The following is a 19403-nucleotide window of genomic DNA, read 5'->3' on the forward strand; positions in this document are numbered from 1 at the left end:
AGGCTACTCAAAAATTGAATAATTTGTTATCATTCGTGCACTTTTTAAAGGTGATTAATTGATGCACGAAAAGTTTCTGCTCACAGCACTTGAACAAGCCAGACTTGGTCGGGGGCTCTGTGCGCCCAATCCTAGTGTTGGTGCTATTGCTGTGCAAAATGGCAATATTATAGCACAAGCTTGTCATCAAGGTGCAGGTACGCCACATGCAGAACAACTATTGTTAGCACAAATCTCCCCTAAAATGCCAGGGATTCGTCTTTATATTACTCTTGAACCATGTAACCATTGGGGTAGAACACCGCCATGTGTTGATGCGATCATTGAACATGGGGTCGAAGAGGTATTTTTTGCTTATTTAGATCCTAACCCAATTGTAGCAAAAAATAATTCCTCAGCTAAATTACGTGAACATGGGGTCAAAGTTACTCATCTACCAATAGAGCAAATTAATGAGTTTTATAAAAGCTATGCCTACTGGACTGAAACCCGTCAGCCGAGAGTGACGGTAAAAATGGCTCAGTCTTTAGATGGTAAAATAGGGCGGTCTGAAGGGAAGCGATTGATTTTATCCAACTCGCTATGCTCTGAGTTTACGCATAAGATGCGTGCAACCACAGATATTATCTTAACAACAGCCAGGACTATCCAACTGGATAATCCCAAAATGAACGTCAGATTGGATAATACGGAACAGGCGAAACCAGTTGCTGTGATTGACCGCCATTTAAGTTTAAGTCCCCTCGCGGCTATTTTTTCAACAGCGAGCCACTGTCACATCCTTCACCATGAGTTAAAGAACGTTTCCTACCCAAACAGCAGCTTTTATTCTATACCATTAATAAATGGCACAATGGATTTAAAAGCAATATTTAGCTATTTAGGCGAGCTCGGATATCACGATGTTTGGGTAGAGGCTGGGGGTGCAATGTTTAGTGCTTTGCATCAAAAGGGTTTAGTTCACCGAACTTATTTGTATATAGTTCCAATCAGTTTAGGAGAAAAGGCTGTTTCAGCTTACCAGCAGAGCGGAATATTTGAACGAGCGCATACTGTTTCATGGCATGCTATGGGGGATAATATGATAGCATGTCTAGATTGGCAGGAGGATTAGTGTTTACAGGATTAATAGAGGAAAAAGGTAAGATTATCAACAATGTTGCTCATGGTTGTTCAAATCGCCTGGTGGTTTCATCACCTTTTGAAAGTCTACAAACAGGTGAAAGCATAGCTGTTAATGGGGTATGTTTAACTTTATTACCTTCAAAATCGAATGAATTAAATTTTGATGTGTCACCTGAAACCCTTAATTTAACTACGCTGGCTCATTTATCATCTGGAGACTTTGTCAATCTTGAGCGAGCTATGTTTGCCACGACTCGTTTTGGGGGCCATTACGTAAGTGGTCATGTGGATACTACAGCTCGAATAAAATCCATTAATTCAATGGATGAATACATTGAATTGGAGCTAACAGGGTTTAGTCCAAACGCCCTGCTTTATTTAGTTCCCAAAGGGAGTATTACAGTAGAAGGGGTTAGCTTAACTATTAATGCTTTAATAAACCAAAACGTTAAATTAATGTTGGTACCCCATACTTTGTCACAAACAAACTTAGGAATGCTAGGAGAAGGTCAGCACGTGAATATAGAATTTGATTATCTTACCCGTATTGTTGCTCATCAGCTTCAAATTTTCGGGAAATTGAACTGTGAGGTAGAGCCATGAACTATTCGTTAGCCACTATAGAACAGGCAGTAGAAACACTTAAAGCCGGTAAAATGATTATTTTAATGGATGATGAAGACAGGGAAAATGAAGGCGATCTCGTGATGGCTGCAGAGTTTGTTACTCCTGAAGCAATTAATTTTATGTCACGATTTGGTTGCGGATTAATTTGCCTGCCAATGGCTGATGAACTGATTGATAAATTGCAGTTACCTATGATGGCTCAGAATAATAAGTCACCTTATGGAACAGCATTTACTGTTTCTATAGAAGCAGCTCAAGGGGTCTCAACTGGAATTTCAGCCCGAGATAGAGCACATACGATTAAAGTAGCCATAGATTCTAAAAGTGGCCCCTCGGATGTCATATCTCCTGGCCATGTATTCCCATTACGTGCGAGAAGAAAAGGTGTTTTAGAAAGGGCTGGCCAAACAGAGGGCAGTGTCGATTTGTCACGAATCGCGGGATTAATTCCTGCTGCGGTAATTTGCGAAATAATAAACGAAGACGGGACAATGAGCCGACGCGATGAATTGGCATTGTTTTCCCGAACCCATCAAATCCCTATGGTAACGATTAAAGATTTGATTGAATACCGAATCCACCATGAGACCCTAATCCAAGCTGTTGCAAGTACTCCTATTCCTTTGCAGAATAGGGGGATTTTTAATATGACGGTTTTTGAGAATGATTTAGATTCTTCAGAACATTTTGCTCTGGTCAAACCACCATTATTCGGTAATCAGGCCCCTTTGGTTCGTGTTCACTCTGAATGTATTACTGGTGATGTTTTTGGATCGTGTAAGTGTGATTGCGGGAAACAACTAGAGCACTCCCTCGATTTGATAGCTGCTGAGGGGGGGGTATTAATTTATCTACGTCAAGAGGGCAGAGGGATTGGATTGGCTAATAAGTTGAAAGCCTATGCCTTACAAGACCAGGGTTTGGACACAGTTGAAGCTAATCTTAAACTGGGTTTACCTGCTGATGATAGAGATTACGCTATTGCCTATCAAATGCTTAAATATTTGGGTATTGAAGCGTTAAGATTAATGACTAATAATCCTTCAAAAATTGCTGCTGTTGAGCAATATGGAATTACAGTTACTGAACGTATCCCCTTAGAAATGGAACCAACTAACGACAATCGTGGATATTTAAAAACAAAAAAAGAAAAATTGGGGCATTTATTGTCCATTGAATAGGATGAATATGAAAGAAATAAAGGCACTTCCAGGTAAAACTAATAGTACATTCCCAGTTGCATTGGTCGTTAGTACCTTTAATCAACCCATTACTAATGCTTTAAAAGAAGGAGCGTTAGAGCGGTTGACGGAGCTTGGGTTTACATCGAATGAACTTACTGTAGTAGAAGTGCCTGGTGCTGTAGAAATCCCCTTAGCTGCCCAATTATTGGCCAAAAAAAAATCGGTGCAGGTTATCATTGCCCTGGGGGCCGTTATTCGTGGTGAAACGAGTCATTATGACTATGTGTGCGATCAAATTAGTCAAGGCTGTCAGAGGGTCATGTTAGATTTTGATATACCGGTCCTGTTTGGTGTACTTACTACAGATAATGAAGAGCAGGCTTGGGATAGATTGGGTGGTCAGCATGGGCACAAAGGGCGCGATATGGCAGATTCTGCGGTGATTATGCAGTCAATAAAGCAGCAATTAGAGTAAATGAAGGTTTACATAGATTGACCTGTTCATCTTGTAAACAATGTAATAGGGTGCTTCACTGAGCTTCCGCTTTCTTTAAAATTTGTTTGCTACTATGACTACTAAAAAATAAACATTGTATTAATTTATTAAATTTCTGTTATTTATATCCCCACTTTGATAGAATTAAATCCCGTTTACATGCAAATTTAATTTAGCACCAATTTGGGTGGATGCGGCATTAACGGGATAAAACATGACAAAATATATTTTTATTACTGGTGGGGTAGTGTCTTCTTTAGGTAAAGGCATTGCAGCCGCTTCACTTGCAGCCATTCTTGAGGCTCGCGGTCTTAGTGTTACATTAATTAAGCTTGATCCTTATATCAACGTTGATCCTGGTACTATGAGTCCGTTTCAGCATGGAGAAGTTTTTGTGACCCATGACGGCGCTGAAACTGATCTCGATCTAGGCCATTATGAGCGCTTTGTTAATACTACTATGACGAAGCGCAATAATTTTACTTCCGGTAAAATTTACGAAAACGTCATTAAAAAGGAAAGAAAAGGCGATTATCTAGGTGGAACAGTTCAGGTAATTCCTCATATTACTAATGAAATTAAAAGATGCATCAAACTAGGCGCTGATGGATTTGATGTTGCCATGGTAGAAATTGGCGGTACAGTAGGGGATATAGAATCATTACCTTTTCTTGAAGCAATCAGGCAAATGCGTATTGAATTAGGTGCACAAAGGGCTTTATTCATCCATCTTACTCTAGTACCTTATATTGCAACTTCTGGGGAAACTAAAACAAAGCCGACTCAACATTCTGTTAAAGAATTGAGATCTATAGGTATTCAACCCGATATTTTGATTTGTCGTTCAGAACAACCTTTATCTATGGGTGACAGGGCTAAAATCGCGCTGTTTACCAATGTTGAAAAAGAAGGGGTGATTTCTCTTGAAGATGCTCAAAGTATTTATCAAATACCTATGATGTTACATCAGCAAGGATTAGATGAAATTGTAGTAAAGAAATTAGCCCTGGATGCTAAACCAGCCGATCTTGGAGAGTGGCAGCATGTTGTGGACATGCAGGTAATTCAAACCGCGAAGGTAAAAATAGCAATGGTAGGTAAATACATTGAATTAAACGATGCCTATAAATCAATTAATGAAGCGCTGCTGCATGCAGGCATACATACCCAGACTAAAGTTGAAATAGCTTATCTGGATGCTGAATTAATTGAAAAACACGGAGCATCTTTGCTTGAAGGAATCGATGCCATTCTGGTTCCCGGCGGATTTGGAGAGCGAGGGATTGAAGGTAAAATCAAAGCAATAGAATATGCTCGAGAAAATAAAGTCCCTTTTTTAGGAATCTGTTTGGGTATGCAAACTGCCGTGATTGAGTTTGCCAGAAATGTCGTAGGTTGGGCTGATGCAAACTCTACTGAATTTAATAAAACAACAAACCATCCTGTGCTTGGATTAATTAGTGAATGGATGGACTCAGACGGTAGCAAACAAATTCGTGATGAGAATACTGATTTAGGTGGAACAATGAGGCTTGGAGCTCAATTGTGTCAATTGGTGGACAATACTTTGGCGCGAACAGTTTATGGAAAGCCACAGATTATTGAACGACACCGTCATCGATATGAAGTGAATAACTCCTATATTGAGGAGTTGGTTAAGCATGGCTTGATTATTTCTGGTCGCTCAGTAGATAATTCATTGGTGGAAATGGTAGAGTTACCTGATCATCCCTGGTTTTTAGCCTGCCAATTTCATCCTGAGTTTACTTCTAATCCCAGAGAAAGCCATCCTCTTTTTCAACAATTTGTACTTGCAGCACGTAAAAAACATCAAGAAAAGGATTAAGCATGAATTTATGCGGATTTGAAGTTGGGTTAGATAAACCTTTATTTTTGATAGCGGGTCCTTGTGTCATTGAAAGCGAGGAGTTAGCAATAGAAACCGCGGGTTATTTAAAAGAAATGTGTACTTACTTAAACATTCCTTTTATTTATAAATCTTCTTTTGACAAAGCGAATCGCTCTTCTATTTCAAGTTATAGAGGGCCTGGTTTTGAAAAAGGATTATTAATCCTGGAAAAAGTAAAGTCTCAAGTAGGCGTACCTATATTAACAGATGTTCATGAAGATACTCCTTTACTTGAAGTCTCCAGTGTTGTTGATGTATTACAAACTCCAGCTTTTTTATGCAGACAAACGAATTTCATTCAGAAAGTTGCTGCGATGAATAAACCCGTTAATATAAAAAAGGGCCAATTTTTAGCTCCATGGGAAATGAAGCATGTGATAGAAAAAGCAAAAGCTGAAGGCAATCAACAGATTATGGCTTGTGAGCGTGGGGTAAGTTTTGGCTATAATAATTTAGTATCTGACATGCGCGCTCTAGCCATAATGCGTGAAACAGGTTGTCCTATTGTTTATGATGCGACCCATTCAGTACAGTTACCTGGAGGCAATAATGGTGTTTCAGGGGGACAGAGAGAGTTCATTCCTGTTCTTGCCAGAGCGGCAGTGGCAGCAGGAATTTCAGGGTTGTTTATGGAAACTCATCCCGATCCTGATAAAGCATTAAGTGATGGACCCAATAGTTGGCCATTAGCTAAAATGAAACAATTATTAGAGTCCTTAAAAGCTATTGATACTGTGTATAAAAAAACAGGTGAAATTTGTATATAACCGCCAAGCAGTTATAACCAGTTGGAAGTTTGCCGGAATCAACTATGGAATTATTAGAAACTGGCAAATTAAACATTTGGGACTAAACATGAACTTCCGGCGCTGGATTCGATTTAGAAAGAGAATTAAATTATTACCCATTATCTGGACTTTGGCCATTTTCCAAAACCTGCTATGAGATAATTTAAAACCTCAAGCAATATATCGAACCCAATTCTACTCACCTCGCCTCAACCATAGCATGGAATTCGAAATGATAAATATAAATTCACTATGTACTTTTTTTGTGATACTGGTTATAATATGTGAATTATTATTAAGAGAGAATGGGTATGAAAAAATCAATCTACGATTTACCTTCAGAGATAGGAAAGGAAATTTCGGGTCACCTACCTTCGATAAAAGCCAAAACGAATGCTATATTAGATAAACATACCCGAACCTTATTTCAACCCCCTGCCATTTTATCCAAATTCCTGGAGTTTGTGGCTCATGGAAAGCAAGACCATGCAGAAAAAATATTTACAATAAGGAAAAAAAATCCCCACCAGCTCCAGGAGTTATTACTTGAACGAGGCACAGTGACCGACTATTCAGGTCGAACCTTTACCAATATTTCAGCGTATGAATACGCTTATTGGGCAAAGGACAAGCATATGTGCCGGATGCTTGAATCGCATATGGACGAGAATACAAAAGCGGCGATGCTAAAGCGCTGCGAAGCGATAGAGAGCAATGGGTTAACCTATAAGCAACATGGGGTCGAGGTTAAGAATTCAAAGCATTTTGACTTAACCCCACTCAAAACAGCACTGAACAATTATATTGATGGTTATGATAACTGGGAGAGCTCCCAGAATTGTGACGCCATGAAGGCGGCATGGATGGAGGTTGGAAAAGAGCAGCGCGATGTTCCAGTCCATGTGGCTAATGAATATTGCCGTAAAGACCGCTCGTTTGACCCAACACCTCAGTTTAATGAGGACAAATTACCCCGTAAGTTAGCGTTCCACAATTATAATACAAACAAAGGCGAATCGTGGTTCCCCTTGGTTATTTCTGATTCTTCCGGGCTTGCGGTTGATTTTGCATTAATTAGGGCGGGGCGTGGGGTGGGCGCGGCGGGGCCGTGGGGGTTGGACGCTTTCGGCGGCGCCGGATGATTTGGCGGCTATAATCCGCCTTGATGAAGTAAGAACATTAGATCTCACGCAGTCGCGTAAAAACCTGGAGCCGACAAAACCTGGGCTTGAGATTGATAACCGTATTTTTTAATGGCGTGCGTGAGCAGACCGGCGGCATAGGCCGCCGGGCTAAAATCCCAGCACACATTTAAAAACCATTCAAGTAGCTCCTGGTACTGCCAACTTTCTGTTGTTCTTACCCACCACATGACCCAGAGATGTAGGTACCTTCTGATCTTTTTGGGAGACACCCCATCTTTGACCATAAGATTAATCTGCTCTCGTGCTTTTCGTAACGTCCTTGCGTGCGGGACAATAGTGTCAAGCCCAGGCGTTTGATGATTAATTGCAATCTCTGTACCCCCCCCCACAATGAGGTTAGATTTTGCGCAGTACCCGCCGGGATAACTGCTCTATCATTTGCCTGTATCACATGGGTGTTATCCTGGGTTTGCGTCCCAGGATAGTGTATTCCGAGAAAGTGGAATCCTTTCTCAATGTTGCCTATGCGTGTCTTTTTGCGCGATAAACTGAGCCGTCTTTCATGCAACACCTCCATCATGCGCTGTTTGCAACGGTTAAGCTGACGGCTGGTTTGGCACAGAATAAGAATGTCATCCTGATACCGGATATAGGTTACATCCATCGAATTGAAGGCATCATCCAATGGCTTTAAATAAATGCCACTAAAAAACTGAGACAGCGGCCCACGTAGCGCAATTCCCTGATCGGGATTTTTATATCCGCGAGGGGTTTCAATGGGATTGATAATAATTTGTTCTAGCATGGATTGGACATTGAGATCGTTATAGTGCTTTTTGATATCTTGAATCAATTGGTGATGCGGGATGGACTTGTAAAACGATTTGATGTCAGCGCGGATGATGTATTGTGGTTTTTTTTCCAAAAGCACTTGCCGGATACGCCGCGTGGCAAGCCGTACACCACTTGGTCCATGAAGATGGTAGCAATTGGGGTTCATCACGTAAGGGAAGGTAGGTTTTATTTGTTTGAGCAAAATATTTTGGAAAATCCTGTCCGATAAATGCAGCTGATCAACCATTTCATCTGGAAAATAATGGCGCTTAAGATGGCGCGGTGTATAGCTGCCATTCACCATGGATTCAACACCCCGCACCAGCCAATCATCTATTTCTCGTGCCATGAAATGCACGTCGTGATTAGGGTTTGCATGATGTTTTTGTTTGTGAATTTTGGCGAACAACTTGCGGCCAATATTCACCATGTCGGCAATACTCCATCGTTTCATGTTGATTTTTGTTCTGTATGTTCGTGGTGTGAGGCCAAGAGCGGGATGACTCCTATTTAAAAAAATTGCTAAAGCGGATAAAGCGAGTATCTTGATGTTCGCAAAAACAATAAGGTACAAGGAGTTGCTCAACAATGACACCCGAGATTATATCCGTTTTAGCTGCTTTTGCACCTTTATTTACACGTCCTACCTGGAACAATATCAATACGCTTTTCATTGGTGCCATCCTTTGTCGAGGGGCAAGGCGTATTACGAGTATTTTACGTGTTATGGGCTTAAGCGAGGTTAAAAATTTCTCAAAATATCATCGTGTATTGAGTCGTACACAATGGAGTGGTTTAACTGCCAGCAAAATTTTATTTGGTCTTTTAATCACACTGCTTCCTGAATCATGGCCCAAGATTGTTGCTGTTGATGAAACACTGGAGCGCCGACGCGGAAAGAACATCAAAGCCAAAGGAGCATACCGTGATGCTGTTGCGTCCAGCCAATCACGGGTGGTTATTTGTTTTGGTTTGAAATGGGAATGCATGACCTTGATAGTACCGCTTCCTTGGTGTAAAAGACCATGGGCTTTGCCTTTTATGGTTATCCTTTCACCATCAAAAAAGTCAGATGAGGCCTCAGGAAAAAGACACAAAACATCGATAGACTGGACCATACAAATGGTGCGTTGTGTCAGCCGATGGTTGCACCGTACCCCTTGGATTTTGGTTGGTGATGGCGCCTATGCTTGTATGGCCCTTGCAAAAGTCTGTATAAAAAATGGTGCAACACTCATATCCAGAGTACGAATGGATGCGCAGTTATTTGAATTTCCTGAGGTCAAGCCAGCGGGAAAGCGTGGAAGAAATCAAATTAAAGGACAGCGTATCCGGCTCAAGGAATTACTAGTAGATACTAAGACATGGGATACACTTCAGGTAAAGTGGTATGGTGGTGAACAAAAAACTATTGAGTGCTTAACCTTTGAATGCCTATGGTATCATGCAGGCGTTCCACCAATAAGGCTACGCATAGTGCTTGTTAAAACACCCGATGGTAAGAATGAGGCGGAGACATTTTTCAGCACCAATACGGAAAATTCACCGACACAAATTATTGAGTGGTTTGTTTTACGCTGGAACATTGAAGTTACCTTTGAAGAAACCCGTGCCCACTTAGGCATTGAAACACAGCGTCAGTGGTCAGATAAGGCTATTGCAAGAACTACCCCTCTGCTTATGGGACTACTTTCGATATTGGTACTGGTTGCCATTAAAATGCATGAAACTAAAAAATTGTTAGTGCAAGAAACTACATCATGGTATGACAAAAAGGGCGAGCTCACCTTAGTCGACATTATTACAGCCATAAGAAGATCAATCTGGGTGAAGATGTATTTTTCAATGTCTAAAAATTACGAAAATAATACGGATTCTTTAAAAATAACCGAAAAAACTGCTAACTTATTGATTTATCAACTGGCTTTGGCTGCATAATTGGCTAAAGTCGAGAATAAGGAGCCAACTGAATACGAGCTCTTAACTGAAGAAATCCGACAGTGTAAGTTTCATGGTAATAAGTCACGTTATGATTTTGCAAATTATGAAATACGAAAATCTCGAGCCCGCTTGATGATGATGGACTGGATGGTTCTATTTGATGAGTCTTTTCCATTAGAATTAGGTTCTACAGACTCCCTGACTGCTGAAGCGACTCAGATGTTGATCTCGTTTAAGAAGCACCTCACAAAAGACACTGAGGCTGTGCAGCGTATCGGGAAATTGGTTGGCAACCTGGAATCACTTTTAATTAAAGCAGGTGAAGTTGAGCGAAACTGTACTCTATTAACCAATGACTTGCGTTCTCAGCTTGCCGATAAAACAAGAAGCATTGGCGAGTATTCTTCGCTTTGCGGTATTGTTAGATCCTTTCTTTCGAAAGCGAATCAGATCCATGAGAAAAAACATGCTATATCCGATATAATATGTAAAAAGTTTGCCCATCAAATTGTACGTAAAGTAATTGATTTGTTAGCTGCGGATACAGAAATTGGGCTTGTTCCTTACATAGCCAAAGTTAAAAGTACTGATAATGACATCTATCTAAACAAAGATTGGACTAGTGCAGTTAGTACTTATCTTGAGCACATGCCTTGGGATAAAATGGTTAAATATCTCGAGTTATCTAAAAAATCATCATCCAATGTGGAAGAGATTGAGAAGCTACCTTGGGAGAATATAGTAAAATATCTAATAGAATCTAAAAAAAATGGGTCTAATCTGGATGCTATCTCGGATAAGATTTTACGTATCATCAAAATAAAATCGAGTATGCTTTTATCGAAATCCGCTGGTTCAGAAGAAACTCAGGTTACCACGCCAGATGAAGATGCCGGTGACTTCAAAGAGAAACAAACCCTCAGTATCTGAGCTAATGGAGATTGATTGACTTTATTTGAATCTGCTGAGTCGCAAGGACGGGGTTTAATAACTGAAATGTGATGATATTACATGTGGAGGGAATACAGGTAGAGACACTTCTCTACCTGTGAGGTTTTAATTAAATCAGGGCTTAGTCTTGATCTTTGTCTTCGACTTCGTCCTTGCAACGTTCGGCTTTAGTTGCCATTTTGTCTTGCCATTTTTTTACCATATTTTGATAGGCAGTTTTCTGTTGTGGATTAAGAATCATATATATTTGATGTTTTGCATCAACTTTTGCCCTCATCATATCGCCCATTAATTTTGTTTTCTTGTCAATTAAACCATCGACTGTGCCTTGATCCATGCTATCAGATTGAATTTGCTGATTAATTTGCATCCTCAAATCTTTTATCTGGTTCCAGTTTGCTTGCATGGTTGTTTTTAATTGATCCAAAACAGGCATGATTTTAGCTTTCTGGGTTGCATCAATTTTTAGATTTTCAATCATTCTCTTCATGCCTTCACCGCAATGCTTGGATGCAAATGCTGCTTGACCAAGTAAGAGAGAGAAGGTAACCGCAACGATCCATAGAAGACTTTTTTTCATGATACTTTCCTTAGTTAAGTTAAATCCTATTACAGTATAGATACAAATTCTAATTTAGGGTAATTTAGACGGTTAATGTTCAATTATTAGGGAAAATCTATGAATTACTTACATACAATGGTCAGAATTACCAATGTTGAAGCCTCTCTTGATTTTTATTGTAACAAATTGGGATTGATTGAAGTAAAGCGAATTGAAAATGAGCAAGGACGTTTTACTTTAATATTTTTGGCTGCTCCAGATGATATCGAGCAAGTAAAACGTTCAAAAGGGCCAATGATTGAGTTAACTTTTAATTGGGATCATGAACAATATTTTGAGGGTCGTAATTTTGGTCATTTAGCCTTTTGCGTGGATAATATTTATGAAACCTGTCAACGTTTAAAAACTTCAGGTGTGGTGATAAACAGGCCTCCTCGAGACGGTCATATGGCGTTTATCCGCTCCCCGGATAATATTTCTGTTGAGTTGTTGCAAAAGGGAGAGCCATTGCCTAAACAAGAGCCATGGATGTCAGCGCCTAATATTGGAGTTTGGTAATCTCCAATAAAGCGATAATTCCAGATTCTTTTATAAGCTAAATTAATAAGTCGATTGGATTTTGAAGCGTTTATTTTATTTAATATTAGGTATTTTGATGAGCAACTCAACTGTATCAGCCTTAACTATAGTAAATTTGGCTCAACCTGAGTATCTCCCTGTTTTAAAAATGCCAGCCCAGCCAGTTCAATTTCCTCTCAGTCAATCTGATCGTGATTTGATTGAGCAGATGAGATATAAATTATTTGAATTAAATGGGGTAGGGCTTGCAGCCCCTCAGGTTAATCAACCGAAACAGATTTTGGCCATCTACATCCCAGAGGACGCGGCACTTCTAAGAGAGCATGTTGCTCCATACCCTATGCATGTGATGATTAACCCCTCCTATGAAGCTGCTCCAGATACTGCCATTCGATACGATTTTGAAGCCTGTTATTCTGTGCCGAATAGAGCAGGTAAGGTGCCCCGATTAGATGAAATTACACTGAACTACTTTGATGAATCAGGTCATTATCATCAGCAGGTAGAACGGGGGTTTTATGCCCGGGTTATTCAGCATGAAATCGATCATTTAAATGGAATTTTAATTGTTGATCGTTTGACATCAAATTGTGTGCAAGGCACTGTAGAGGAAATGATGGTACTGCGCCGTGCTGAATTACCGGAAGAAAAACGTATTTTATTTGATAAGCTAGTCAAAAAAAAATTGAACAATCGGTTGGAACCATGAGTGGATCATGACGCCATAGGAGCTGAGCTATATGAGTGGGAAGTAAAATTTAGCTTTGGCCTAATCTGTTTAGCAACTTGATACATTCTCTTTAGATTAAATTCCAGGATTACCCTGATTGTCTCCTCAAAATTGACTATTCTTATACTATACATAATAGTAAAAGAGGAGCGCAATATGAAAAAATTAGTTTTATTTTTAATAGCTCTCATTGCTTTACCCTCTGCAAATGCAAACGATATTAATAAAGGGGGGGCTGCCACCTTTCAGATAGCGGCTGATAATAGTACAGCATCTGGTAATGGCTCAGGTACTGCGAATGGCTTGGGTGGTTTCAATAGTACTGGCTCAGGTAATGGGTCAGGTACTGCGAATGGCCTGGGTGGATTCAATAGCACAGGCTCAGGTAATGGCTCAGGTACTGCGAATGGTTTAGGTGGTTTCACAAGCACTGGCTCAGGGAATGGCACCGGTACTACAAATGGCATGTAGACAGTATGTTTTATCTATTTCCTGGGATCAACAATATAAAATCCGGTGAAGTGAGATCACCGGATTTTGAACTGATAACTTGTCTTACGTCACTTGTTGTCTATTTGATGATGTATGTTTTATATTAGGTTAACAAGTATACTGAATACCCAATACCAAGGCATTTATTGTCGGGTTCAGATTGTTACTGGTTAAATTGCTGGTAAAGGTCGTCTCGTCAAGGAAGCCAGTGGATTGGGGCGTGGAGCCCATAGCAAAAATATAAGCTCCAGTTAGTGACCAATTCGTATCAAAATTGTAGGAAGCACCTATTTTTATTTCAGGAAGTGCCGCAGTATGGTTGATCTTTGAGGTGAAACCATTTGCCAGAGGAAAAGTTGGGTCATATGACTCAACGCTGGTTTTAATTTGCATGTTTTGTATTAAAGCGCCACCCTTTAAGAAAAGGCTATAGCTAGGTTGAATGTAGGCAATACCTATGAGTGCATCAAAACCAGTCAAAGTATGTTCAATAGTCAAGTTGCCAAATCCTACAAAGGCAGGATCAAGAGTAGTCCGGCCATAATAGCCCCAACCTAATTCACTAGTCACGGCAAATAGGTCATCCATCATAAAAAGCATACCAGCTGACAAAATCCCGGTATAATGCTGGGTGCTTTTGATCGATGAGAAAGCCTGATTGAAGCCAACGATATTAAAATTATAATTATCAATGGTATTCATGGTGTAACCACCTTCCAATGATATAAAACCAGCATTGGAAAAAGACTGCTCTCCCATACCGCCGGCATGGATAAAAGCACTACAGGATAAGGCTGAGAATAGGGAGATAAGGGTTATTTTTTTCATAATTTCGTAAATCATTCCATTTTAATTATTATTGTTAAAACCTGAATAATTTAAAACAGTTAATCATTAATTACCAGCAAAATTCTTAGTGAATTTTTATAGCCTTTGAATTGGGGCTGTCCTGAAGTTGATAACTACTACAACAGGTCAACTCGGTCTCTTATACACGTAGTTATACAGGCTATTCACAAAGATATGCACATAATTTGTGGATAACTTGTCGCTGTCGCGAAATGATTTGCTCGATAAATAATCGATGAGACTTGATTTGACGCACCAACATGTAACTTAAATCAGATCGAACCCAGCCAGCTCAATCACGCCCCTTGTATAACCGTTTTATAGGTGCTATTTGCATTATTTGCTGCAATATTAGTCATTTTATCAATTTCTGGACGTACCTCGCCTGAAAGATAACGAGTAAGTTGCCTTAAATTGAACCCAAATACAGCAGCATAACCAGCGCTTTTGGTGGTTTCATCAGATTTCATACGGCTTCTACCCAATTGACCTCCGTGTTTCGTGTGGCCAATCAAAGGCTCAATACCAGCGCGTCGATGATGCAATAATTGCCGAATTGGCCATGGTGTTGTTTCACGAGCCGCATTGAGCGTCCTATCAGGACGGGGTAATTGAATTTCAAGGACGCCTTTTTCAATCAATAGCTGTTCGTTGCTCAGTGAATAATACCCTTTATCTGTCGCCACAGATGCCAGCAACCCCTTTCCAAAAAGATGCTCATGTGTATTGAGCATCAGCGGTAAAGACTGAGCATCTGGCATATAAGTAGACGTGCATTCGCCAACAAAAAGAAAATTACCTCCAATACGTCCTAATTGATAGACGCGGCCAAACTGCACTCCTTTATTTAATTTACCTTTGTTAAAACAGCCGACTTCATAAGCATGCAATGAAGAGATCGATGTATTGATAATACCTTCAAAAAGATAACCATGTACATTCTGTAATAACATAGTCCCGCGCCAGCTCAGCGTCTCGACAGAACGGCGAAGCGCCCAATATTTACCCGATGCTAACTTAGCACCAAACAAATATAAATCATTTAAGATAGGCAGTACATCAGCATACGTTTCACGCCATAATCGCTGAAGTACCACGGATAATATACCCCCACCAACATCTTTACGTTTCAAATTAAAATAATACAGCGCGATTTGTTTTAAATTGCTTAGTCCAACGCAGTACTGTTTCATGCCACCAGAACACAATTGATTCAGTCCTTTTCCAACTTTTGACGCAAGGACAGCAACTTTAATCAATAAATTAGCGATTGCGGGATAGGCTATATTAGCTTCTTGCACAGTAGAGTCAATATCGAGCTCCGTAGGATTAGCATAATTCAGTTTAACCGCTTGTTGCGCTATCAAATTGGCAAGCCGTCGTTGTTTTTCAGGGCTTAATCGAGAACGAAACGTCTCGATTTTGGTATGGTCTGGCGCATGCCATTTCTTGATGAGACCATAACCACAAAACAGACGGAAGGCGGCATTATCACGTACCTGCTGCTCAGCAAACCTATCGGTTAAATTAAACATCTGCTGTAAGACATAAACCCCTAAATGAATACGGATTCGCAAGGGTCTGCCCATCCACCAATGTTTCTTCTCCGTGCGCTGTAAATCAGGCAATACTAATTGCAGCATCTCATCCCAGGGGAGTTTCTGAGCCAGCTTAACCAGGCGATGGTCATTACCGACTGTAATGGTAGCGGTGCCTCCTGTAACCGGCTCATCAAAGCCATTCACATCCAAGCTCATTGTTTGCTTACACCCTCTTTATCGTACTGTTCTTTGCTTCGCTACTAATTTGGCACATCTGTTACTGAAAAACATCAGATTCCACCACCAGATGGATAAGTGCTTTTTAAGCATGCCTTTTCGTAGGCGGTAGGTCTGGTAATGACTTAAAATCCCAAGATAAGAGTTGATGGAGCATAAAAAAGCCATCTGCTCTTCTTTGGTGGGTTTATGGTCTTTAACAACCTGGTTATGGCGCTGGATGGCCTCATAAAAATTCCCTTTGATGCGACGTCCGGCATGGATGCAGTGTGGTTTGAGCATCACTCCAAGAAACGGGACGCCTTTGCAGTAGTGCTGCAGGTATCGTTTACGCGGATGAAGCTCAAGTTCGAGCTCTTTTTGCAAAAACTGCTCCATTCGGGGTATGAGTGATTTTAAAAATGCATTATCTTCATGCACCAGAATAAAATCATCGACGTAACGACCATAGAAACGCACACCCAAATCGTGTTTGATGAAATGGTCAAAGGGATTTAAATAGAAATTGGCAAATACCTGGCTGGTGAGATTGCCAATCGGTAGCCCGCAGTGAGACCTGGCATAAAAAAGGCTCTTGTCTTTGGGAAAACCCTGCCAGTCGCGTCGTTTCCCCTTGATAAAGCAGTGGCTGGTTGGTTCATTTTGAATGACTTTGCAGGCGACCTCCAGGATTAATCCCTTGTCGGGCTGGTTATAATGGGTCTCGATAAAACAGCGAAGTTTCTCCCAGAGAATATGGCGGTTAATGCGGATGAAAAAACTTAAGATATCGAGCTTCAGCACATAGGAGTCTCTTTGGTAATTTAAAGAGCATTTGCGGATAAATTCGTCGGCACGCGCAATGCCCATGTGCGCGCCTCGTCCCTTGCGGCTCGCATAGCTATCATAAATAAAGGCTTTCTCAAACAGAGGATTCAATTGATTGATTAACCAGTGATGCACCACACGGTCACGAAAATCAGCAGCAAAGATTTCGCGTTTCACAGGCCTATCAATCACAAAAGCAATCGAGCGCCCAGGGTTCCAGGTGCTAGAATTGAGTTCATCTCGCAAAGCAATGAGATTGCTTTCATAATCCGTTTCAAAGCGGAGCGCATTCATGGTGTTGCGCTTGTTCTTGCGGCAGTCAAAATAGGCTTGAAATAAGGATTCCAATGACGCACCATAGTTCATACGGCTCTGTTCCTTTTCTATCAATAGTCTCATTCTAATAGGGTAGCGTGGACTTGTTAAAAGCCCACGCCGATTGTGACTTTACTTTGTTTAAAACCCCGAACACACCTAACCCGAAGATTGTTGTTCTTATTGTCGTCGTTCTGGTTGCCATTGTTGAAGTTCTGGTTCCAGGCGTTGTTCGTAGGATTGCCGGAAAACTCGGTAGAACTCCAGTAGTTGTCACCGGCAAAACCGCCTAAACAATTAATAAAGGTGTTTTGGTCTGTACAAGGCGTCTTGTGCAGACGCGAATCAACTGCCAAGTCAGTCCCTTTATCGCTTTTAAACAAAAGCATGCTCGCTCATGAACGCCGTAGCTCTCATGATTCTGGCTTTATCGACTGGCATTACGCCAGCCGGTCACCTGTTTGCCTATGCGATCTAAAAGCTCACTTAATAATGCCTGCTTTTTAAGTGATACCAGTTTCATCTCGACACACAGGCGAATTTCTAGTTTCAATAACTCCAACTCATCTAAAAACACCTCTAAGTGCTCTACTCTGTTTTGATTCTTGTTTGCTCGGTAAATACAACGAAGCAAATGAAGGGCGTCACGCTTCATATCCTGGCCCAGTGTGTATTTGTACTCCCTTGGAAAATCTTTTGTTATCTCAAACACCTTTAGTGTCAAAAGGTATGCGTCCCGATAAACCGGCAACTCGGTATATAGCGCCATCATTAAACCATAAAAATTAAGTCCGACCGCTATGCGGTTTTATAAGAGGCAGCTTCGCTGCCTCAAAAGAAAAGGGATAAAGGGTTTAAGGGGTAAAAGCCCGAACACACCTAACCCGAAGACCGAAGTTCTTACTGCCGCCGTCCTGGACGCCACTGCTGAAGACCTGGAGCCAGGCGAAGTCCGTAGGAAAGCCGGAAAACCCGGTAGAACTCCAGTAGAAGTCACCGGCAAAACCGCCTAAACCATTCGTATGCAACGTTGTATATAAGTTGGGATTGGTAGTGCCACAACCCGCATCAGTTCCTCCTGGTGGATTGGAATATCGTCCCAACTCGCAAATCGCCGGCATGAACCAGTCAGTAAACCCCTGTTCACTCTTGTTTCGACAGGCCTGCGCTGCCGGATATTGACCTACAGGGGTTTCAAGCGCATTGGTGTTACTTAATCCATCCGTGATACTGTCCGCTGCCGTATTATCGAATAATGTTGCCCATTGGAAAAAAAAGTCTGCTGGACTTTCTTCTTCATCCGTTAATGCGGCCACTTTCCCACCAATGCTTTGTGTGCTGGGTGTGGCATTATCCACAGAAAACAAAAAACCCCCTTGATAAATACAACCGTATCCTAACACCAAGACATTAACGTCCGTAGATGGCGCATTATCTGCAGTTACTGTGACCGTTGTTGGTACAGGCGCAGTTCCTGGCGCAGTAGTGCAGGCAGAGCTTAAAGAATCCAAACTGGCATTAATGCCTGGGGTGATGGTGATGTCGCAGGTGGCTCCGTTATTCAGTGTGCCCATACAGGCATTACTGGTAATTGACGTTCCAGCAGGAAATCCGGATGTACTCACCTGTACGTTGTTTGCTGGTATTGAGCCCGTATTTTCTATTCGAATGATGCGCGCAGTGCCAGAAAGGGCTGGGTCTGCTCCTGGATTGTTAATTGACAAAGCCAAGTTTTGCGTGAGAGGAGACAGGGTTGTCTGATTAAAGGTTACCTCTATAGCATGATTAGCCTGGATATTGTTCAACTGGAAGCTCGTGCCACCATTTTGTACCACATTGCCATCCAGCAGCCACTGATTGACTCCGAAACCGGTATTGGGTGTTGCCGTAAACGTCAGGCTGCTGCCAGCATTGACCACCTGTGCTGTTGTGGGGGAAATGGAGCCATTCGCACCCGCCGATGGTGCCACGGTGAATTGCTGCACCGGTGGCGGCGTTGCCAGGTGAATACGCAGGATATTGGCTGAACTCGGCTGGTAACACTGCAGGTCATTGCCCTGTTGGCATAAAACAGGGCCGCCCAATACATCGCCCAGCAGGGCAGAGCCATTGATATTGAGCGTCAGCGTACAACTTCCTTTAGCTGGAAACTGGCAGGGTGCGCCCTGAATCACCCCTGCAATGGGTTTCATCACCAGGTTTTTGGCTCTCGAGGACTGATTTTGTACCGTGTAAATCACCTGTGCACTGCCCCCTTTAGCTACGGTAATCTCGGTTGGTGTTTGCGGCAC

At 41.4% G+C, this 19403-nt stretch carries 21 protein-coding genes; 12 read left to right on the top strand and 9 right to left on the bottom strand.

Going from position 1 to position 19403, the window contains the following annotated elements:
• The first annotated feature begins 61 nt into the window (after positions 1–61).
• From ribD to HRS36_RS05450, 7 genes are all read left to right on the top strand, one after another.
• Positions 62–1114 carry a bifunctional diaminohydroxyphosphoribosylaminopyrimidine deaminase/5-amino-6-(5-phosphoribosylamino)uracil reductase RibD gene (gene ribD, locus HRS36_RS05420; protein WP_173236523.1) on the top strand — a complete coding sequence of 351 codons (1053 nt, stop codon included), beginning with the start codon at positions 62–64 and terminating at the stop codon, positions 1112–1114.
• A complete protein-coding gene (locus HRS36_RS05425; protein ID WP_173238466.1) occupies positions 1114–1728 on the top strand; it encodes a riboflavin synthase in 615 nt (204 codons plus the stop codon). Before ribD ends, HRS36_RS05425 begins: the two co-directional genes overlap by 1 nt.
• Entirely contained in the window at positions 1725–2933 is a 1209-nt protein-coding gene (gene ribB, locus HRS36_RS05430) for a 3,4-dihydroxy-2-butanone-4-phosphate synthase (protein WP_173236524.1), read from the top strand. The genes HRS36_RS05425 and ribB overlap by 4 nt, the downstream gene beginning before the upstream one ends.
• A gap of 7 nt (positions 2934–2940) precedes the next feature.
• Positions 2941–3411: a 6,7-dimethyl-8-ribityllumazine synthase gene (gene ribH / locus HRS36_RS05435; protein WP_173236525.1), complete on the top strand. Its 471-nt coding sequence runs from the start codon at positions 2941–2943 to the stop codon at positions 3409–3411.
• A 235-nt stretch (positions 3412–3646) separates the two neighbouring features.
• Complete coding sequence (locus tag HRS36_RS05440) at positions 3647–5278, top strand: CTP synthase (RefSeq protein WP_173236526.1); 1632 nt, start codon at positions 3647–3649, stop codon at positions 5276–5278.
• A 2-nt stretch (positions 5279–5280) separates the two neighbouring features.
• Positions 5281–6108, top strand: a complete 828-nt coding sequence (kdsA, locus tag HRS36_RS05445; protein WP_173236527.1) for a 3-deoxy-8-phosphooctulonate synthase — start codon at positions 5281–5283, stop codon at positions 6106–6108.
• 332 nt (positions 6109–6440) lie between these two features.
• A complete protein-coding gene (locus tag HRS36_RS05450) occupies positions 6441–7271 on the top strand; it encodes a hypothetical protein (RefSeq protein WP_173235463.1) in 831 nt (276 codons plus the stop codon).
• A 44-nt stretch (positions 7272–7315) separates the two neighbouring features.
• On the opposite strand, the gene HRS36_RS05455 is transcribed toward HRS36_RS05450, so the two are convergent.
• Positions 7316–7501 carry a hypothetical protein gene (locus tag HRS36_RS05455; protein ID WP_173235382.1) on the bottom strand — a complete coding sequence of 62 codons (186 nt, stop codon included), beginning with the start codon at positions 7499–7501 and terminating at the stop codon, positions 7316–7318.
• Positions 7489–8562 carry a reverse transcriptase/maturase family protein gene (locus HRS36_RS05460; RefSeq protein ID WP_173235461.1) on the bottom strand — a complete coding sequence of 358 codons (1074 nt, stop codon included), beginning with the start codon at positions 8560–8562 and terminating at the stop codon, positions 7489–7491. Before HRS36_RS05460 ends, HRS36_RS05455 begins: the two co-directional genes overlap by 13 nt.
• A 134-nt stretch (positions 8563–8696) precedes the next feature.
• Between HRS36_RS05460 and HRS36_RS05465 the strand changes: the two genes are divergently transcribed.
• Entirely contained in the window at positions 8697–10046 is a 1350-nt protein-coding gene (locus tag HRS36_RS05465; protein ID WP_173235460.1) for an IS701 family transposase, read from the top strand.
• Positions 10047–10979, top strand: a complete 933-nt coding sequence (locus HRS36_RS05470; RefSeq protein WP_173236528.1) for a hypothetical protein — start codon at positions 10047–10049, stop codon at positions 10977–10979. It begins immediately after the preceding gene.
• Positions 10980–11121: 142 nt separating this feature from the next.
• Here HRS36_RS05470 and HRS36_RS05475 read toward each other — a convergent pair whose 3' ends face one another.
• Complete coding sequence (locus tag HRS36_RS05475; RefSeq protein ID WP_173236529.1) at positions 11122–11580, bottom strand: Spy/CpxP family protein refolding chaperone; 459 nt, start codon at positions 11578–11580, stop codon at positions 11122–11124.
• Positions 11581–11679: 99 nt separating this feature from the next.
• On the opposite strand from HRS36_RS05475, the gene HRS36_RS05480 reads away from it, so the two are divergent.
• The 3 genes from HRS36_RS05480 to HRS36_RS05490 all read left to right on the top strand — a co-directional run bounded on the left by HRS36_RS05480 (position 11680) and on the right by HRS36_RS05490 (position 13342).
• A complete protein-coding gene (locus HRS36_RS05480) occupies positions 11680–12120 on the top strand; it encodes a VOC family protein (protein ID WP_173236530.1) in 441 nt (146 codons plus the stop codon).
• Positions 12121–12217: 97 nt separating this feature from the next.
• The gene (locus HRS36_RS05485) at positions 12218–12850 is read left to right on the top strand and encodes a peptide deformylase (protein ID WP_173236531.1); all 633 of its coding nucleotides are present in this window, start codon (positions 12218–12220) and stop codon (positions 12848–12850) included.
• A 177-nt stretch (positions 12851–13027) separates the two neighbouring features.
• Positions 13028–13342: a hypothetical protein gene (locus tag HRS36_RS05490; protein ID WP_173236532.1), complete on the top strand. Its 315-nt coding sequence runs from the start codon at positions 13028–13030 to the stop codon at positions 13340–13342.
• A gap of 129 nt (positions 13343–13471) precedes the next feature.
• On the opposite strand, the gene HRS36_RS05495 is transcribed toward HRS36_RS05490, so the two are convergent.
• From HRS36_RS05495 to HRS36_RS05520, 6 genes are all read right to left on the bottom strand, one after another.
• Positions 13472–14191: a hypothetical protein gene (locus HRS36_RS05495; protein ID WP_173236533.1), complete on the bottom strand. Its 720-nt coding sequence runs from the start codon at positions 14189–14191 to the stop codon at positions 13472–13474.
• A 317-nt stretch (positions 14192–14508) separates the two neighbouring features.
• A complete protein-coding gene (locus tag HRS36_RS05500; RefSeq protein WP_173235467.1) occupies positions 14509–15969 on the bottom strand; it encodes a transposase in 1461 nt (486 codons plus the stop codon).
• An 18-nt stretch (positions 15970–15987) separates the two neighbouring features.
• Entirely contained in the window at positions 15988–17187 is a 1200-nt protein-coding gene (locus HRS36_RS05505) for an RNA-directed DNA polymerase (RefSeq protein WP_226905453.1), read from the bottom strand.
• A 32-nt stretch (positions 17188–17219) separates the two neighbouring features.
• Positions 17220–17501, bottom strand: coding sequence for an Lcl domain-containing protein (locus HRS36_RS05510; protein ID WP_173235465.1), 282 nt, complete (start codon positions 17499–17501; stop codon positions 17220–17222).
• A gap of 38 nt (positions 17502–17539) precedes the next feature.
• Positions 17540–17884 carry a four helix bundle protein gene (locus tag HRS36_RS05515; RefSeq protein ID WP_338033693.1) on the bottom strand — a complete coding sequence of 115 codons (345 nt, stop codon included), beginning with the start codon at positions 17882–17884 and terminating at the stop codon, positions 17540–17542.
• An 82-nt stretch (positions 17885–17966) separates the two neighbouring features.
• Complete coding sequence (locus HRS36_RS05520) at positions 17967–19196, bottom strand: DUF1566 domain-containing protein (RefSeq protein ID WP_226905584.1); 1230 nt, start codon at positions 19194–19196, stop codon at positions 17967–17969.
• Between the last annotated feature and the right edge of the window lie 207 nt (positions 19197–19403).

Origin of the sequence: Legionella antarctica (assembly GCF_011764505.1) — a bacterium.
Classification (GTDB): Bacteria; Pseudomonadota; Gammaproteobacteria; order Legionellales; family Legionellaceae; genus Legionella; species Legionella antarctica.

Bases quoted from the DNA above. Each gene is read 5' to 3' on its own strand.
- ribD (WP_173236523.1), top strand. From the start codon at position 62: ATGCACGAAAAGTTTCTGCTCACAGCACTTGAACAAGCCAGACTTGGT.
- ribB (WP_173236524.1), top strand. From the start codon at position 1,725: ATGAACTATTCGTTAGCCACTATAGAACAGGCAGTAGAAACACTTAAA.
- ribH (WP_173236525.1), top strand. From the start codon at position 2,941: ATGAAAGAAATAAAGGCACTTCCAGGTAAAACTAATAGTACATTCCCA.
- HRS36_RS05440 (WP_173236526.1), top strand. From the start codon at position 3,647: ATGACAAAATATATTTTTATTACTGGTGGGGTAGTGTCTTCTTTAGGT.
- kdsA (WP_173236527.1), top strand. From the start codon at position 5,281: ATGAATTTATGCGGATTTGAAGTTGGGTTAGATAAACCTTTATTTTTG.
- HRS36_RS05450 (WP_173235463.1), top strand. From the start codon at position 6,441: ATGAAAAAATCAATCTACGATTTACCTTCAGAGATAGGAAAGGAAATT.
- HRS36_RS05455 (WP_173235382.1), bottom strand. From the start codon at position 7,501: ATGTGGTGGGTAAGAACAACAGAAAGTTGGCAGTACCAGGAGCTACTT.
- HRS36_RS05460 (WP_173235461.1), bottom strand. From the start codon at position 8,562: ATGAAACGATGGAGTATTGCCGACATGGTGAATATTGGCCGCAAGTTG.
- HRS36_RS05465 (WP_173235460.1), top strand. From the start codon at position 8,697: ATGACACCCGAGATTATATCCGTTTTAGCTGCTTTTGCACCTTTATTT.
- HRS36_RS05475 (WP_173236529.1), bottom strand. From the start codon at position 11,580: ATGAAAAAAAGTCTTCTATGGATCGTTGCGGTTACCTTCTCTCTCTTA.
- HRS36_RS05480 (WP_173236530.1), top strand. From the start codon at position 11,680: ATGAATTACTTACATACAATGGTCAGAATTACCAATGTTGAAGCCTCT.
- HRS36_RS05485 (WP_173236531.1), top strand. From the start codon at position 12,218: ATGAGCAACTCAACTGTATCAGCCTTAACTATAGTAAATTTGGCTCAA.
- HRS36_RS05490 (WP_173236532.1), top strand. From the start codon at position 13,028: ATGAAAAAATTAGTTTTATTTTTAATAGCTCTCATTGCTTTACCCTCT.
- HRS36_RS05495 (WP_173236533.1), bottom strand. From the start codon at position 14,191: ATGAAAAAAATAACCCTTATCTCCCTATTCTCAGCCTTATCCTGTAGT.
- HRS36_RS05500 (WP_173235467.1), bottom strand. From the start codon at position 15,969: ATGAGCTTGGATGTGAATGGCTTTGATGAGCCGGTTACAGGAGGCACC.
- HRS36_RS05510 (WP_173235465.1), bottom strand. From the start codon at position 17,501: ATGCTTTTGTTTAAAAGCGATAAAGGGACTGACTTGGCAGTTGATTCG.
- HRS36_RS05515 (WP_338033693.1), bottom strand. From the start codon at position 17,884: ATGATGGCGCTATATACCGAGTTGCCGGTTTATCGGGACGCATACCTT.